The sequence below is a fragment of the Alloscardovia venturai genome (assembly GCF_042676605.1).
GTDB lineage: Bacteria > Actinomycetota > Actinomycetes > Actinomycetales > Bifidobacteriaceae > Alloscardovia > Alloscardovia venturai.
This window is the reverse complement of the sequence record NZ_JBHTHQ010000012.1, coordinates 201,390-217,362: the sequence shown is the minus strand read 5'-3', so window position 1 is coordinate 217,362 and position 15,973 is coordinate 201,390. Positions and strand designations below refer to the sequence as shown.

Below are 15,973 nucleotides of genomic sequence, written 5' to 3'. Positions count from 1 at the left end.
CCTGCTTCACCTCAGCGAGCGTCTCCTGCGAAAAATCAGACAACGACACCATAACACACCAAACCTTTCTTATCTGCGCTTTTCAGCGCTCTGTCATTATTGCTTATTTGGTACTTTTGCACACCTTACCGTGCAGAAAATTATGCAGCAACCGGAGTAACTGGTTCCTGTTCAAGTCCAACCTTGTCAAATAAATCGTCAAAGAATTTCTTCGCCTTACGTACCTCATCAAGCGGGTTTTCCAGCTGTGCTGTCCACATCTCGATGGTCATAGCGCCTGTATACTCCAAACGCTTCAGAGTCTTGAGGCACCCCTCGAAGTCAACCGTCCCTTCGCCAAAGAGCAAGTCACGGAACTGACCTTTACTTGTAGGAGAGACTGGTCTCGTATCCTTCAAGTGAATAGACACGATATTATCTATACCCAGCTCAAGCTCCTCAGCTACATTGTTTTCAGGCCATGCTGTGAGGTTTCCCAGGTCTGGATATGCCTGCAACCATGGGCTATGAATCTGTGTTTTAAGATAGTTGACTTTTTGGATAGAGTTCAAGAACGGGTCATCCATCGTTTCAATATCCAGCATGACCTGTCGTGAAGCGGCATACTCTACACACTTCTTTAAGTTTTCGACGAAATACTCGCGAGACTGCAAAGTTTTTGACTCATAGTAGACGTCATAGCCAGCCATCTGGATATTACGAATGCCTAAATCGTACGCTAAGTCGACAGCCTTATACAGCATCTCTATGCTCTTTTCACGCACGGCCGGATCCGCTGAACCTAATGGGAAGCGGCGATGTCCGCTGAGCATAAGCGTATGGATACGCGTGCCAGTATCCCATGCTGCGTCGCGAAGCTCCTTGCGCTGTGCACGAGTCCAGTCTAGGCGCGCTAGCCGTTCATCACTTTCATCAACGGAAAATTCCAAGAAGTTAAAGCCTAAATCGTGTACAAGCTGGAGAGTGTCATGCCAGTTTTCCACTGGTGGAAGTGCTTTCTCATAGATACCTAATGAAATCATCATGTCTCCTTATATGTTTGTGTGAATTATTTTTCGCAGAGGAACTGCTTAGATGCCCGTTTGCCTTACTGCAACCGCTCCCACGCGCCATCCATAGCGCTGAGGAATGCTTGATACGCGCCATATTTACGCTCGTATACCGCCTGCTGCTCTTCCCGCGGCTCATATACAGCGCCGACCTGAGTCATCGCAGCGATAGCAGCATCGAGACTGTCATAGAACCCTGTAGCATAAGCAGCTAAAATAGCGCCGCCTAAGCCTGAAATCTCTTCGCTTTCGAGAATCTCTACACGCATTCCAGTGATATCTGCAAACATCTGCATCCATGCTGGCGAGTGCGATGCTCCTCCGCAGATACGCAGCGTTTGCGGAGCGGCGTCCTGTACGCCCTGTACGTTTCTCAGAGCTTCAAGCAAGTCATTGATATGCTGCTTATGAGCAAATGCAATGCCTTCGTAAACGGCACGCATCATCTCAAGTCGAGACGTTGACTCGGTCAGTCCCACGAATGCACCGCGCGCATATGGATCCGCATTGCTGCCGTAGAGGAATGGCGTGTAGATCACTCGCGTGGTATCAGCATTTGTAGAAGCCATGTAATTTTCTAATGTGCGGTACACCTCAGGAGCATCATTTTCCAACTCTTCCGGCATGATGATGCGCAGCATCTTATCCACATTTCCTGCAGACGTTGGACTCGATGCTTCTACGAGAGTCTTACCATTCAAGAAGAGCGAATTCATGATTCCACGCGAGCGATCCACAGGAGCATCAGCTACATATGTGTTGATATTCCATGTACCTGCGATAACGGACAACGATTTTCCATCGACCGTTCCCGAACCGATAGCACCTGCATCGATATCGAAAAGCCCCGCAACGACAGGCGTTCCCGCTATAAGGCCCGTCTTTTCAGCGGTCTTTACACTCACCACAGACGAAGCATCATAAGCTTCAATAAGTGCTGGCAGAGCGTCACGCATTTCGAAGATGCCGAAAAAGTCAAGGAGCTTACTGTCCCACTGCCTCGTGTGAAGATTGACGAGATTATTGCTCGATGCATCTCCTATTTCTTGACGAATATTGCCCGTCAGCGCATAACGCACAAAATCTTTGGCGCTCAGAATCGCACCAATGTGAGCGTAATCCTCTGGCTCATTATCTTTGAGCCAACGTAGCAGGAGAGGAGCTTGGCTTGGCATCACATGCTGTGCACTTAAGGCGTAGATTTCTTCCTCGCGCTGTGCAAACTGCGTCGCGAGCGCGGTAGCGCGATTATCTGTGGAGAGGATAGCATTGCGGAAAATTTTTCCGTCGCCATCGAGCATGTATAAGCCTTTGCCATGTCCCACACACGTTATCGCAGCGATGTCGCGCGCATCAATGTCAGGAGAAGCAAGAACGTCTTTAATCGCGGAAAAAAGCGCAGCTACGAGTCCTTCAAGGTTAATTTCGCGCTTGCCATCACCGCTTTGTTCCCACAGAGTGGGGAAAGAGGAAACAGCACGCTGGTGACCTTGAACGTCGAAAACAAGCGCTTTTGTGTTCGTTCCACCATTATCGAGAACGATAAAGAGCGGGGTGCTAGCGGCAGTTGGACTATTCATCGTCCTCACTCCTCTACCGTGTAGAGAGCGACTTCATTGATTTCGCGGTTTGCGCTAAGAAGGTAGTTGACACCGTTCTTCTCATACACCACGACGTTGCTTGGACCAGTTCTCCGCGCAATCGTTTCAAACTGCATAGCGCCATCACGCTCAGTAATCTTGAGTAAATCTTGCTGACCTGCACGGAACCCAAAGAGGAAGAATGGCTGACCAAACAGCTCATATGCCTCAATCGCGTGACCGAATGGTGACCCGCTCTCAGCCGCATCCATTGTGGAGAAATTCGAGTCATACAAGCGCAAGTGATCCCCATGGAACCCCTGAATAGCAAGGTATTCCGGAAGACCGTCCTTATTGATATCAATGACAGCAACATCGCTTGTCTCTTCATCAGCTACATGCTCAAGTTTCCAGTTACTTGGAACTGCATCAGCGCCAGGCTCTGGGTAGTGCAATCGGAAAATACCCTGCTCGCCGGTAATGAGAGAAGTGGTAGCGGTTTCACGACGATATCCATGGTTCTTCGTGATACGTACATCGAGCTCGCGTACATCCGTCAGTTCGTCACGTTCAGCGTCATAATTGCCGACAAACACTTTGCCAGGGTCAGACCAGTCATCAGTAAATTGTTTAGAGTTCGCGATGGAGCATCCGATATACCAGAAGCCACCATCGTGTTCAATGACGTCAAAACGATGTATATATGGCGTTGATGCTACTTCCGTAATATCCCAATCACGACCATTGAAATGTGCGTGAACGATACGGCACGTCGCAGAATTAAATCCTGGGTAGAAGCGTTGCGTTGCTAAAAAGTCAAGTGTGCCCGGCAACTGCACCATGGTCATCGTTCCGCCAACGTCTGGCCATACGGTGATACGTTCGTAATTATTGTCTAAGTCGTAGGCGTAGCACGGCTGATTTTCTTCTGATGCGATAACGGCAAAATCTCGTCCCTGAGTTTGCAGGCGCATTACAGCATATCCGTGATCAAGCTGATCAGAAAAGCATTGTGTAAACTTCATTGGTCTTTCTCCAACATATGTGAGGATGTATGTAGAGCGATATGAAACTGAGCATGCCCATCGCGAGCGCAAGAGGAGGTGCTTGCGTTGGCACAGAATGGCGATATCACAGGGACGAGCATGCTCAAGTATGGTTCTATGAGTTACTTATTGACGACGTTGATTGGTTCGCCATCAAAGAAGCTAACAATATTGTGAGCAGCCTCTGCTGCCAGCGCCGCACGTCCTTCAATTGTGCCTGTACCTGCGTGAGGAGACATGATGACATTGGACATAGCACGCAGCTTACTGGAGACAGTTGGCTCGAATTCGAAGACGTCAAGACCTGCACCAGCGATTTGCCCATTTTCGAGAGCATCCACCAATGCCTGCTCTTCAATGATGACACCGCGCGCAGCATTGACGATGATGGCATCATGCTTCATCTTGGCAAACGTTTCAGCATTAAACAAACCGCGTGTAGAGTCAAGAGCTGGAGCATGAATGGTAACGATATCGCTGCGCTTGACAAGCTCGTCAAAGCTCACAAATTCGTAGCCCTTATCCTTTTCTACGCTCTCATCTAAGCGGTATGCATCGTTATAGATAATCTTCATGCCGAAGGCTTTACCAAAGTCGGCGACTGTGCGACCGATACGTCCCATACCGAAGACACCAAGAGTCAAACCTTCGAGGGTGCGTCCCTGAAGACGACGCTCGGATACGTCCATCCAGTCTCCACGGCGGACCACACTGTCGTAGAAGTACAAACGCTTTGCTGCTGCCAGAATCAAGCTAAAAGTCAACTCTGCTGTCGGCACACGCACTGCCTGAGGGCTGTTGCACACGGCGATGCCCTTTTCCTTCGCGTAAGCAGTGTCTACATGATCGAAGCCAACGGCATTCAAAGAGATAATCTTCAAATTTGTAAAAGCGTCAATGAATTCACGGTCACCTTTTTGAGCCATTAAAATCATGCCATCATACTCAGGCGCATGCTCAAGCACCCATTCACGGCTAAACGGCTCACCGTCAGAGTACGTTACATCGAAACGGTCAAAGAGTTCATCGAGACCTTCACGAGGTACGATGCCGGTTACGAGAATTTTTTCAGTCATTGTTATCACTTTTCTTTCTTGTGTTTTGCTTGATGTTTAAGATTTGCGCTGCGTTCGATATCTTCGAGGACAAGTGCGGCAGCCTTTGGCTCATATACATGCATGAAAAGTACGTCATACACGTTTGGCGAATAGTCCAAACCAAGCCACTCCTTGGTGAAAGCCATCGCAGCTATCTCGCTCAAGGATGCTGGAGTCGCCTTCAGCTTGAGTGGACCTAATTTATGCGTCACCACAGTGAAATTACGAGTAACGATGCTGCCGCGGTCACGGTATTCAAGGAAATGGAAGAGCTCATGCCCCACAAGCACAGCGTGAGCTTTATGTACGCTGATGTCGTGAGTCTTGTCTTTCACGAATGCAGATTTTGCATATCGGTCAAGTACATCGGTGAAAACCGTCAGCTTGTTTGGCTCGACATACTGTGCAAAAAATACGCGCTCTGCCGTGTCTGGCTTGGTTTGTTCACGGTAATCGATGTCAAAGTACCTCATCGCTTGGCGCCATGTCAGATTGAGCTGCGATATCTCGCGCGCGTACTGACGCCCAACTTCTACACCTATACGAATTATCTCGTCGATATCCTTGTGTGAGTATCGCTCAAATACCGGGTCGTTATGCATCATGTGTATCTGAAATGCACGTTCACCCGTCGCAAATACTCGACGCATAAGCACATCAACCGGTATGTCTTGTGTACCTTCACGTTGTGGGATATCGGAAAGTCGAGGCTTACCCGAAAAACTCGCCTTGAGGTCAGAAGTAAGGTTCTGCCATGGGTTACTCATTGCCATCACTCGCCTTGAAAATTGCTAGATCGTGTTCTTTGCAGCTACGATGATGATCTTCTGGTCTGGGTCGGCGTCCATCAGCTCGATGTCCATGAGCATGAGGAGCTGATCGTAGTCCATGCTGCTACCGTCGAAATCGAGGACTCTCGCGCCAACGCACACGTAGTAGTTTGGACGCAAAATCGCATCAGCCGTGTACACAGCCAAGCCGTCGTAGAGGTCTTGAACGACATTCTTATAGTTTTCAGCAGTTGTCGTCTCTACCTGAGCGTTGTTGACTTGGACCTTGATGAAGCCCTTCTTGTCTACGATGCGTACAGCTTTGACGTCGTTCTTCATCGCTGTGAAGACCTTAATCATGTCCGTTGATGCTTCTAAATCAACCTGACTTGGGTCGAGACGCAAATCTTCAGAAGCAATCTGCTTGAGCTCTTCATCACTTGCTGCTGCGAGCAAATCTTGCGACTGTACCTCTGTGGAACCGGTTGCGATTGCAGTAATCTTGGATTCCTGAGTGTTGATATCGATGTGAACTTCGATAGTGTCTGCAGAAGCACCTGACTCGATAGCCTTTTGTGTCGCTTCTTGACGAATAGCGCGAATGTCTTCAGCCGATGGAGTCGGTACCACACGTTCTACAACGTCACGCACCATAGACAGTGCCACACCGATAGAGGAGATAACCTCAGCATTCTCCGGAATCATGTACTTGACATCCATCTTCTTTGCTGAGTAACGAAGCAGCGAAGCCGCACCGCCACCGCAGCCGACTAAGGAAATCTGCTCATGCGAGAGCTTGTACTTCTCAGCGAGAGTATTGATGCACTCTTCAATCTTTTCGTAGGACTTTGCAAGGATTTGCTCACACAGCTCTTCCACCGTAATGCCACAGTATGCTGCAACCGGTTCCATAGCCTTGCGTGCTGCTTCAGCATTACCACGGGAGTAGTCGCCTTCTTGCACGTAGCCAAGTACATTCGCAGCACACGAGTTCGTGATGGTCACTGCTTCGCCGTTCTCTAAGCGCACGCGCACATAGTCAGACGGATCGCCTTCCTTTGGCTGGCAAAGCTCAAGCTGTGGGTTCGCGATCTCATCTGGGTCAGTAAAGACCGCATATGGAAGACCTGCAATGTGAGCGGAGCGAGGACCGACATCTACGACTCCTTGCTTGTTGATACGCACCATAGATCCACCTGCTACAGCAAGTACTCGCACATCCAAAGAGCTGACATATGTCTCGTGACCGCCCACTACGGAGTAATCAATCGCAGGACGTCCGTTCTTGATAACACCAATATTTGTCGTCGTGCCGCCCACTTCGAAGTACATACCGTTGGAAGCGCGCAGATACATGAGCGAACCCATTACAGATGCAGCAGGACCGGAAAGCATCGTGAGTACTGGACGCTTGCGCATTTCGTCGATGTCCATCACGCCACCATCGCCACGCATGATCATCAGAGGCACATTGACACCGGCGGCACGAACGGATGACTCTGTCTTGCTCGCAGTATCCAGCATCTTTGGAAGGATACTTGCGTTAATCGCTGCAGTTCGGGTACGGCGAGACAGACCATAGAGCTTAGTAATCTCCGATGCTCGGGTTGCAGAAATACCCATGTCTTCAGCAACCTTTGCAATCTGTGCTTCAGGTCCATCTTCATCTACGCCGAAAGCGCTCGTGGAGACGACGACTTGTACACCCTTATTTGTCAATGATTCAATCGCTTCACGAATATGTTCATCCGTAAGTTTCTTCCCGTCGATGAACTCATCGTCGATAGCAATCTCGCGGCCGGTCCCTAAGTCAATATTGTCCAAGTGAAGCTGACGCTTAGACAAAAGGCTTGATAACCATCCCTTCGCAGTCCCTACAATGCCAACGTGTGCGACATCGCCTTCTAGGAGTGCATTCGTCGCCTGCGTTGTGGAGTGAGCCACGAATACTACTTCATCTGGCGAAATGTTGTTTTCTTCCATGCACTTTTGGAAGCATGCTACTACGCCAGCTGCCACGCCTAACTCGTGGTCGTGAGAAGTAAATACAGAAGCTTTACCAATAATTTCATGGGTATTGTTATCGATGGCGACGCACTTCGTGTTTGTACCACCGACATCGATGCCCATACGTACTAATCGCTTAGCCATTGTAAAAGTCTTTCTCAAAATAAACGTATACTGAACGAACTGTTGTGGGAGCGGTCCCACAAAGTGATATTTATATCCTCACAGTCCCTTATGGGATACCGCCCCACGTATTTTTATGTTTTATGAACTTTGCATGCAACTTTGCCTGCACGTGTTCATCTGTGTTCTTGCTCTGGCGATGCTCACTATCCGTAGATGAAGAAGGTCAGCATGCTCAAGATGGCGGTAATAATCCAACCTGTCACAGCAGAGCTCTTCAGGTAATCGTTGGTTTCCACCTTCGTGTAGTTGATACCCCATACAATCCAAGACTGCGTGATGCAGCTGGAGATGTTCATAGTGACAGTAGGAGCATACATGAGCGCGAAGAGGAAGTTGTTGGTAAAGCTCAAGGACTTCAAGATACCCAGAGTTGCCGCACCAGCACCCGCGAGGGTAAATGGACCGCGGAACAAACCAAGAGGCGCCAAGACAGCGAACGCAATAGCGATAATCAATGTAGAGTTTGGAATTACACCACCGAGAAGTGCCTGGAAGTAAGGTACCGCAAGGTTAGATGCTGCATTGAACATAGGAATAATCAACATGAAGCCCATCAAAGGTGCAGTATCGATGACGCCATCATAGAAAGTCTTGTTAAAGACTTCAGCAGTACCCTTCCACGTACGCATGTATCCGCATACCGCCAGAGCGAAGAACCCTGCGATCAAGAAGCCGAGGATGACTGGAACTTTGAGACCAATAGCCAAAACGACTGGGACAACCGGGGTAATCAGTGCGATACCTGGTACACGATTTGCCTCAGCGGTGGTGTTCTGTGGGATAGGAGAAGCCCACGCATGTACCTGACGCTTCTTACGAGAGAAGATGATGGTAAAGATGATAGCCACGACAAGCTGAATGGCCATTGCTGCAAAGCCCCACTTGAGATAGGTACCATCGTAAGATACCGTCTCGCGACCTTGAGAATCAAGGAAGAACATCTTGTACTGAGAGAAGATGACTGGGTTGATGTACAAGCCAGCACCCACGGAGAGCATGAAAGAGACCAGTGCTGTCTTCTTTGGAATGCCCAAGGAGAGCAAAATTGGGAAGACAATGACACCGATTGCTACGACAGCGCCTGCACCGAACATAGAAGTGAAGACCAGTACAGTCACGATGGACAGCAAAATCGAGGTAATCACAGGCTTATCACCGCCAAGCTCCACAGTAAGCTTGATGATCTTGGAAGCGATACCCGTCTTGAGCATAACGCGACCAAACCATGCACCAAAGATGAAGTTGACCAGGGTTGGACCCCATCCTTCTGGACCACTCTGGAATACTGCCTTGAGATGGTCTGGCAACGATGTCTCGACTTGAGCTTTATTTGCCGCCAAGAATGCAGGATCCTTGATAATCATGAAACCTACGATAGATAGAGTTGCCCAAATGATAGCCATAACGAGCATACCCATCATCAGGTTTCCGCCCTTAAAGGCGTAATATACGAGTCCCGCAAAAGCGATGAGTAGCAGGACACCGATAATCAGCTGAATCATTGTCTCTCCTCTTTGAAAGATAGTGTTTTCGTCTATGAATATGAAAATATGAATCAGTAATCGAGTTGTTATATAGCTTGAGTTTTAGAGCACAGAAATCTTGACGACAATCTTGCGATTGTGGCTTACCTTACCGTCTACATTTCCATGAGCCGCATGCATATCCTCTGGATACACAAGTACGTAATGGTGATCAGTAAGCAACGCACGATTGTGACGTGGAGGATGAGGATAGAAGATGATATCTTCTACTTCGTCGTACTCGGTATTTGGTTCTACTGTGCCCTTATCCCACCAACGAACATACTCTTGACCAGAAATCATATAGTGTAAGTCGATGTGGTCACGGTGAGTCTCGTAGCTCATCGTGTCATATTCACGAGTGTCATAGCTCTGCACACGTACTTCGATGCCCTCATCGAGCGGATACTTGCCAACTTCCTTCGTCAGCAGCTCCTCTTCATGCGTCGTCAAATATGCCAATGCCTTGTCGATACGTGCACGCACTTTTGGATCTGTGCGATAATTTGTGCCGAGACCGTTTTCCATTTTTTCTCCTTTGAATATATGAATGTGAATATAAATTTCGGTAAATGGTATCTTTCTCACCATTTTGGGACCGGTACCATTTTTTGACAAAATTTTTAGTGCTTCATTTTCAGCACAATTTTTTTCACGGGTACAGGACTTGCTACTACACCATTCGTCCTATGCGGCTCGTTCATGCCGATGATGAGCATGTCTTCTTTACTCATGTGGACCCGCGAAAATGACTTAGGCTTTTCTACCCACGCCAAGTCGCGCTCCTCAAGATACTGAGTTTCCCGCGGTTTATCAGTACTTACTTCGATAATCTCCTCTCCCTCCACCATATAGTGGATGTCTAAACGATGGTGATGTATTTCAAAATCTGACTGCTCAATATCTTGTGTTGTATATTCCAACACTTGCGCATTAAAATCGTCGTTAATTTCGTATCTGCCTACTTCCAGGACAGTCCAGTCCGTCGTAGTCAGGATAGAAATCGCTTCTTCGATTTTTTCATAGTCGCGTTTGTCATATCGAGCGAGTCTTGTCTGTAGCATCGTTGCTCCTTTCTTTTATCTCGAATTTCTAGTTTTGAGTCATCGCGCCACCACTGAATCGCGCTCGATGAGTGTCGATTTAATAATTTCGATGCCCTGGTTTTCTTCCCTCGATAAATCTTGCTCAAGCAACTCCTTCGCTGCTGTATACCCGATAGAGTAGGAGTCCTGCTTCACAGCGGTAATAGCCGGATTAAGTAACTCCATCCAGTCCCAATCTTCGAAGGAAATAACGCTTAAATCTGTACCAACTTTTAAGTCTCTTCTCTTCGCAAAGCGTAAGAAAGCCTTCAATGCTTCGCCATTTGATGTGAATATGCCATGCGGCGCATCCACGCTTGCGAAGAGTTTCGTCAGCTGAGAGATTGCTGCACGGTCTGTGTCAAATGACACCACGAGAGGCTCTTGGATTCCCTTAATCGCATCAAGGTATGCTTGCAGTCGAATTTCACGAGTCGTTATATATTCCGAATACCTCGTCAAAAATGCAATAGGCGTGCATCCTCTGCTTGCCAGATAAGTAATGGCATTAAAGGTGCTCTCATAATTATCTGACGTCACTGTGTGGAAACGCCTCTGCCTGAGTGGACGGTCGACGATAACGGTTTTCTCAGGATTGAGAGTGGAAAGGAATTCTTCATTATTTCCGCATGTTTGAATGACAAGTCGATCGATATTAAACGAGAGTAAATCTTTGATATTGCTGCGCTCTCTACTTGCAGAGCCTTCAGAGATAGCAGACGACATGCTATAGCCCAGTTCTGCGCACGCATCAAATACGCCTTTGATGACGACTGAGGAGAATGGGTTTGTAATGTCTGACACCACGACGCCGACCATAGGAAGCTGCTGACGAGATAGTCCGACAGCGACTCTATTAGGACGATAGTCAAGCTCTTCAACTACTCGCGCGATGGCTTGACGCGACTTTTCGGAGACTTTATGATCTTTATCCTTGAGATACCGAGACACTGTGGACTTCGATACTCCTGCTCTCTGAGCAATGTCACGGATAGTGTAGACCATAATAGTTCTCCTCCCTTCGCGCCTTCATTGAGCGAAATCGTTACCGCTTCGTGCATCAGCAAAACAGCAACATTGTCATTTTGCTTGATTCTTTGAAGTGGGACCGTTCCCACTTCTGTGTGCTGAAATAACAGTTCGAGTATACCCACAGCGTGGCGCGAATCACAAATTGAGACACGCCGCGGACTTCTTTAGATTTCTTTCCAGTGGGCGCTTCCCAACTCAAAAACCCCTGCGCTAAGCGAGTAGCCTTATGCTCCACTCACTTACCACCTTTCGTTTCAATCACAGTGGATACTTCTGCCCAGCTTCAGATACAAGCTAGACAGGTAACTGGACGTTATCCGTGATGGACAATGCGCTTAAGGCTGCGAAGAAGAATGCGGAGTAACCGTTTAAAACTGGAGCACGAGTGGACAGGCGCAGAGACTGCGATGACGTGCTTGCGAGCGCGGTTTTCATAGACCAACATCGAGAGAGAATTGCCAAGCTGAGCCGCTACGTCGAGGATTTTCTACTTATAGCCTGCGGCAACCTTATGCTTGCCGGAGAAGGTGTAGGAAACCGTGCTCACGGAGACTTCGGCGAGCTCGGCAATTTCGGGGTCTGGGCGTAGCGAGTTGGGGTGGAAGGAGGTACTTCTCTCGGACGAGGTGGCGTTTTCAGACATGCTCACACCAAAATTAGTAACGCTCCTCTGTATTTCCTGTACTATGCTCATTCACCCTCGAAGTAGTAAAAACAATCTCTCACACGACTACGTGTTATATGGGATAAGTGTAGCAGGGTAAGAAATTACATTCATCTAACCTAAGCATCACTTATTCAGTATGCGAATCTAAAGAAATGCTTAGCGTAGAAGCAATCCACACTAAACGCCATGAGCGGAATCCAGATTGATTACCATCCCTTCTTTTCTTTCAGCTTAAGCATCCATTTAATCGAGCACTCAACTTCCTCCATCGTTGGACGTCTACGCTCCATACCATCAACCAATTTTGGATCTGGCCCTGGATGGTCAAAATAGTTTCGAATATAGGATGGCCACGTCTTATCAGTGTACTTTCCATGTTTATTCGTATGTCGGCTATCTACTTCTTGCGCACCCTCTCGAGCAAACCACTCATCGACGCTTGAAATGGACTTACCTACATCCCCCCATGCTCTTTGATGAAGATAACCAAACAATTCAATATGGAATTCAATGCTTGGAATTCCAAAAGCAACATAGTTAATTTCACCCCAGGTTGGACTAAGCCCTGGGAACATATTAATTTGTGCGGTCTTCTTTATAATTGGTTCTCCAACTCGTCGACTAAAAATCGTTAACACATCATTATCCGCATTAAAATTCCGCAATAGATAAGGTGAATGCGTAGTAATAAAAATTTGTGATTGTTTTGAGAGCTTTCTTAACGCGCCAATTAATTTTGTTTGTGCTTTTGGATGGAGAAATGTCTCAGGTTCGTCGAGGAAGAACAATAACGGTTTATTATCTTTTTTCGTCGCATCACTTACCCTTTGCGCATATACCTGAATCAAACTAAGCGCTAGAGCGCGCTGCATACCAGTACCCTTATCAGAAGCTATCGTACTTATGCCGTTATCCTCAAGATAAATATTGCCAGCTTGGAAGAAGCTCTCAATTGTGGGGAGATCGAATCGGAAGTCAACCTTTGTATCTCCATATTCTTCTGCCATTATGCCAGATATTTGATCCTTCAGTTCTGAAAGAGTCTTTCTAAAGCCTTCTTCCCCGAACGCATTCTTATGTGCTTGTTTAAATTCTTCCCATTCTTTTGAATTCTGAAAGCTGGAAGCTATACCACTCAACAATTTTCCAAGAATCTTAGTCTTTTTCAAATCCTGATAATCATTATTATTAAGATCAGAATAAACAAATTGTGCGTCAAATAACGCAGAAATTGTTTTATCAATTCCTGTTGGATTTTCAAATACTTCAGTTTCAGGGTTTCAAAAAGCTACATTTTTTATTGTTATTTTCTTTTCTTTCCCTTTATCATCCTCCCAAGAAGTTTCTTCTGAGCTTCGACGAATCCTGAACGTCGAATCATTTATCAAATATTTCTTATACTTTTTCAAGTCATCGTTATCCACGACGTATTCTCCAAGATTGTCGCCAGTAAAGTCAATTTCAACCGTAACGTCCTCACCCTGATGATTTTGATTTATTACTTGATCTTTTGCACCACCTAACTGAATAAATTCAATCGCTCTGAGAACTGTTGTTTTGCCGCAATTATTATTACCAACCAGAAAATTAATTCCACGGTTAAATTGAAATTCTTGGTCTTCAAAGCACCGAAAATTAACTAAATGAATTCGAGAAATATGCATTTTATGTACTCCTCTGCACTTACTGTACATGCCTGTCAGTCACATTTATGTTCAGGCCAGTAGTATTACCAACCCAAATCTCAGTAGCCCCTCGCGCTATACTCAACTCTATGAGCATTTCTTCGAAGCAGTTGAATATCGTCGAAGTCCCTTATAAAGAATACTCCACCGACGATGACCTCCTCGATGCAATCAACGGCGATTTGCCAGACGACGAGAAGTTCTCACACCTTGAGGGGCAAACTGCTGAGCAACTCAAGGAGCAATTCACCCAGTTTCCTGTGGTCTATGTCATCCACGACGACCCTAAAGAAAAAGCAAAGAACTACGACCACCCTATTTACGAGCAATACACCGTTTATGTTGGCGAGACTAATGGTATTCAGAGCCGTACGAATCAGCACGTTGTATCAGATGTGAAGTCCGAGGAAAAGAAGAATCTTGCCGATGAGGATAGAAAATGGCTCAACTTCAAGAAGTCTAAGAATGTAAAACAGCTAATTATCAGTCACCCGCATTTCAATAAATCCTTGACTCTCGATGTAGAAAACCGACTTATTCAGCACCTTGTTAGTACCGATTCCGTAAAGACCGTTAACGGCCGAGGAAACCCACAGGGTAACTATTACACTGCTGACGAGTTCGATAAGATTTTCACTCAGATTTGGCGTGGACTTCATTCTCGCGATAGCAAGCTGTTCCCCGCTGAAGGCCTGATTCGTGATTCCGCTGTTTTTAAAGCATCCCCATTCCATACTCTCACTAGAGAGCAGCTTGTAGCAGAAAACGAAATCTTAAATCGAATCAGCGATGCACTGGCATCTGACTCAGATCAGCCTCATATCATCTTTGTGCAAGGTGCAGCAGGTACTGGTAAGACCGTGCTTCTCAGCCATATGTTCAATAAGATTCTGACTGATATTGATGACTCTAACAATGGACTTACCGCTCATTTCATCGTTAACCATGATCAGCAGGAAACTATATACAAGCAAATCCTCAACCGCCTTGGTCGCGACCCAGAATTGGCTTCAAAGTCTATTCGATTCCTTAACGAGCACAGCGGCAAGAAAGACGACAGCCCAAAGCGAGCTGATCCAAATAAACCAATCAATCCAACAGATATCGTTACCATTGATGAGGCGCATCTGCTCCTTACCAATGGTAACCAGGGTTGGAGTGGCAAGAATCAGCTCTTCGATATTGCACGTCGTGCACGGGTAGTTGTGGCAGTCTTCGACCCTGCTCAGATTCTCGAGTCTCGCCAGCAGTGGGACGAAGCAACCATGAACGCATTCTTCCCTGCAAAGATTGAAAACGGCGAGCGCGAAGCTGAACTTCAGGGTTCGAAGTACTTGCTTAGCAATGTTGTACTTACAAATCAAATGCGTATGGATGCTCCACCTGAAATCCTCGAGTGGATTAATGCGTTCGTCACGGGCAAGGAGCTTGGTCCGATTCCAACTGATACTCGCACATCTAAGAAAAATGATTTTGTGCCTTACACCATCGAGATTGCAGACTCTCCAATTGAGTTGTTTAACTCAATTCGTGAGCTCAACAACCGCGAAGACCACACTGATAAGGCACTAAGCCGCGGTTTATCTCGCACTATTGCAACGTACGATTGGGACTTCGCAGGTGCAAAAGATTGCCCGGACTTACCTGACGAAAATAATGGCAAGTGGAACGTCATCATGTACGAGCGTAATAGTGAATGGGAATATTGCAAGTCACTGCTCGACATTCCTTCAGATGCCGAGAATACTTTTATTCAGCCTTGGAACTATCAGCAGGCAAAGGGCAAGGAAACGAAACGCGGCCGTCGAAAACAAAAGTTCTGCTGGGCTGAAGATCCTAATAATGAAAATGAGATTGGATCAACTTACTCTATTCAGGGATTTGATTTGAACTATGTCGGAGTAATTCTGGGACCTTCTGTTACTTGGGACGAAGAAAACCAATGCGTAAGGCTCGACCCATCAAAGTCGAAGTACATGGACGCAACCGATAAACGTCATTTTGAAAACGGCAAACGCGTAGATTTCTCTATGAAAAATTTGCGCAATCAGCTCAATGTACTTATGACTCGTGGTGTGCATGGAATGAAGATTTTTGCAGTAGATAAGAGACTTCAAGAAAAGTTGAAGGAGCTATCTACATTCATCGCAAATAGCAAATAAATTTTGCTAAATAGCAAGATACCGTTTCGGTGTTAACTGTCGAAAGAAACAAGATTCCGAATCGTCATGGCAATCGTTATGCAG

General features: G+C 46.7%; 14 protein-coding genes. 1 reads left to right on the top strand and 13 read right to left on the bottom strand.

The features are described 5' to 3' along the window. Positions 1–140 precede the first annotated feature (140 nt). The 13 genes from ACFQY8_RS02580 to ACFQY8_RS02520 all read right to left on the bottom strand — a co-directional run bounded on the left by ACFQY8_RS02580 (position 141) and on the right by ACFQY8_RS02520 (position 13,706). Positions 141–1,025: an L-ribulose-5-phosphate 3-epimerase gene (locus tag ACFQY8_RS02580; protein WP_377938290.1), complete on the bottom strand. Its 885-nt coding sequence runs from the start codon at positions 1,023–1,025 to the stop codon at positions 141–143. 62 nt (positions 1,026–1,087) lie between these two features. Next, positions 1,088–2,629, bottom strand: a complete 1,542-nt coding sequence (locus ACFQY8_RS02575) for an FGGY-family carbohydrate kinase (protein WP_377938288.1) — start codon at positions 2,627–2,629, stop codon at positions 1,088–1,090. Positions 2,630–2,634: 5 nt separating this feature from the next. After that, positions 2,635–3,654, bottom strand: a complete 1,020-nt coding sequence (locus ACFQY8_RS02570; protein ID WP_377938286.1) for a hypothetical protein — start codon at positions 3,652–3,654, stop codon at positions 2,635–2,637. 143 nt (positions 3,655–3,797) lie between these two features. Further along, positions 3,798–4,751 (bottom strand): NAD(P)-dependent oxidoreductase, encoded by a 954-nt coding sequence (locus ACFQY8_RS02565; protein WP_377938284.1) that lies wholly within the window; start codon positions 4,749–4,751, stop codon positions 3,798–3,800. A 5-nt stretch (positions 4,752–4,756) separates the two neighbouring features. Continuing rightward, positions 4,757–5,545 carry a hypothetical protein gene (locus ACFQY8_RS02560; protein WP_377938282.1) on the bottom strand — a complete coding sequence of 263 codons (789 nt, stop codon included), beginning with the start codon at positions 5,543–5,545 and terminating at the stop codon, positions 4,757–4,759. A gap of 18 nt (positions 5,546–5,563) precedes the next feature. Further along, a complete protein-coding gene (locus ACFQY8_RS02555; protein WP_377938280.1) occupies positions 5,564–7,693 on the bottom strand; it encodes a hydantoinase/oxoprolinase family protein in 2,130 nt (709 codons plus the stop codon). 185 nt (positions 7,694–7,878) lie between these two features. Beyond that, on the bottom strand, positions 7,879–9,237 hold the full coding sequence (locus tag ACFQY8_RS02550; RefSeq protein ID WP_377938278.1) for a hypothetical protein: 1,359 nt from the start codon (positions 9,235–9,237) through the stop codon (positions 7,879–7,881). Positions 9,238–9,321: 84 nt separating this feature from the next. Further along, on the bottom strand, positions 9,322–9,786 hold the full coding sequence (locus ACFQY8_RS02545; protein WP_377938276.1) for a YhcH/YjgK/YiaL family protein: 465 nt from the start codon (positions 9,784–9,786) through the stop codon (positions 9,322–9,324). Positions 9,787–9,881: 95 nt separating this feature from the next. Then, a complete protein-coding gene (locus ACFQY8_RS02540) occupies positions 9,882–10,322 on the bottom strand; it encodes a YhcH/YjgK/YiaL family protein (protein ID WP_377938274.1) in 441 nt (146 codons plus the stop codon). A 39-nt stretch (positions 10,323–10,361) separates the two neighbouring features. Beyond that, positions 10,362–11,348: a LacI family DNA-binding transcriptional regulator gene (locus tag ACFQY8_RS02535; protein WP_377938272.1), complete on the bottom strand. Its 987-nt coding sequence runs from the start codon at positions 11,346–11,348 to the stop codon at positions 10,362–10,364. Positions 11,349–11,669: 321 nt separating this feature from the next. Then, the gene (locus ACFQY8_RS02530; RefSeq protein WP_377938270.1) at positions 11,670–11,810 is read right to left on the bottom strand and encodes a hypothetical protein; all 141 of its coding nucleotides are present in this window, start codon (positions 11,808–11,810) and stop codon (positions 11,670–11,672) included. Between the two features lie 438 nt (positions 11,811–12,248). After that, complete coding sequence (locus ACFQY8_RS02525) at positions 12,249–13,274, bottom strand: ATP-dependent nuclease (protein WP_377938318.1); 1,026 nt, start codon at positions 13,272–13,274, stop codon at positions 12,249–12,251. A gap of 48 nt (positions 13,275–13,322) precedes the next feature. Then, positions 13,323–13,706 (bottom strand): AAA family ATPase, encoded by a 384-nt coding sequence (locus tag ACFQY8_RS02520; protein WP_377938268.1) that lies wholly within the window; start codon positions 13,704–13,706, stop codon positions 13,323–13,325. Positions 13,707–13,816: 110 nt separating this feature from the next. Here ACFQY8_RS02520 and ACFQY8_RS02515 point away from each other — a divergent pair, with 110 nt between their 5' ends. Next, positions 13,817–15,889, top strand: coding sequence for a DNA/RNA helicase domain-containing protein (locus ACFQY8_RS02515; protein ID WP_377938266.1), 2,073 nt, complete (start codon positions 13,817–13,819; stop codon positions 15,887–15,889). Positions 15,890–15,973: the final 84 nt, after the last annotated feature.

Excerpts from the sequence above, each read along its gene's own strand:
- ACFQY8_RS02550 (WP_377938278.1), bottom strand. The coding sequence starts at position 9,237 with ATGATTCAGCTGATTATCGGTGTCCTGCTACTCATCGCTTTTGCGGGA.
- ACFQY8_RS02580 (WP_377938290.1), bottom strand. The coding sequence starts at position 1,025 with ATGATGATTTCATTAGGTATCTATGAGAAAGCACTTCCACCAGTGGAA.
- ACFQY8_RS02540 (WP_377938274.1), bottom strand. The coding sequence starts at position 10,322 with ATGCTACAGACAAGACTCGCTCGATATGACAAACGCGACTATGAAAAA.
- ACFQY8_RS02545 (WP_377938276.1), bottom strand. The coding sequence starts at position 9,786 with ATGGAAAACGGTCTCGGCACAAATTATCGCACAGATCCAAAAGTGCGT.
- ACFQY8_RS02530 (WP_377938270.1), bottom strand. The coding sequence starts at position 11,810 with ATGAAAACCGCGCTCGCAAGCACGTCATCGCAGTCTCTGCGCCTGTCC.
- ACFQY8_RS02555 (WP_377938280.1), bottom strand. The coding sequence starts at position 7,693 with ATGGCTAAGCGATTAGTACGTATGGGCATCGATGTCGGTGGTACAAAC.
- ACFQY8_RS02520 (WP_377938268.1), bottom strand. The coding sequence starts at position 13,706 with ATGCATATTTCTCGAATTCATTTAGTTAATTTTCGGTGCTTTGAAGAC.
- ACFQY8_RS02560 (WP_377938282.1), bottom strand. The coding sequence starts at position 5,545 with ATGGCAATGAGTAACCCATGGCAGAACCTTACTTCTGACCTCAAGGCG.
- ACFQY8_RS02515 (WP_377938266.1), top strand. The coding sequence starts at position 13,817 with ATGAGCATTTCTTCGAAGCAGTTGAATATCGTCGAAGTCCCTTATAAA.
- ACFQY8_RS02575 (WP_377938288.1), bottom strand. The coding sequence starts at position 2,629 with ATGAATAGTCCAACTGCCGCTAGCACCCCGCTCTTTATCGTTCTCGAT.
- ACFQY8_RS02535 (WP_377938272.1), bottom strand. The coding sequence starts at position 11,348 with ATGGTCTACACTATCCGTGACATTGCTCAGAGAGCAGGAGTATCGAAG.
- ACFQY8_RS02565 (WP_377938284.1), bottom strand. The coding sequence starts at position 4,751 with ATGACTGAAAAAATTCTCGTAACCGGCATCGTACCTCGTGAAGGTCTC.
- ACFQY8_RS02570 (WP_377938286.1), bottom strand. The coding sequence starts at position 3,654 with ATGAAGTTTACACAATGCTTTTCTGATCAGCTTGATCACGGATATGCT.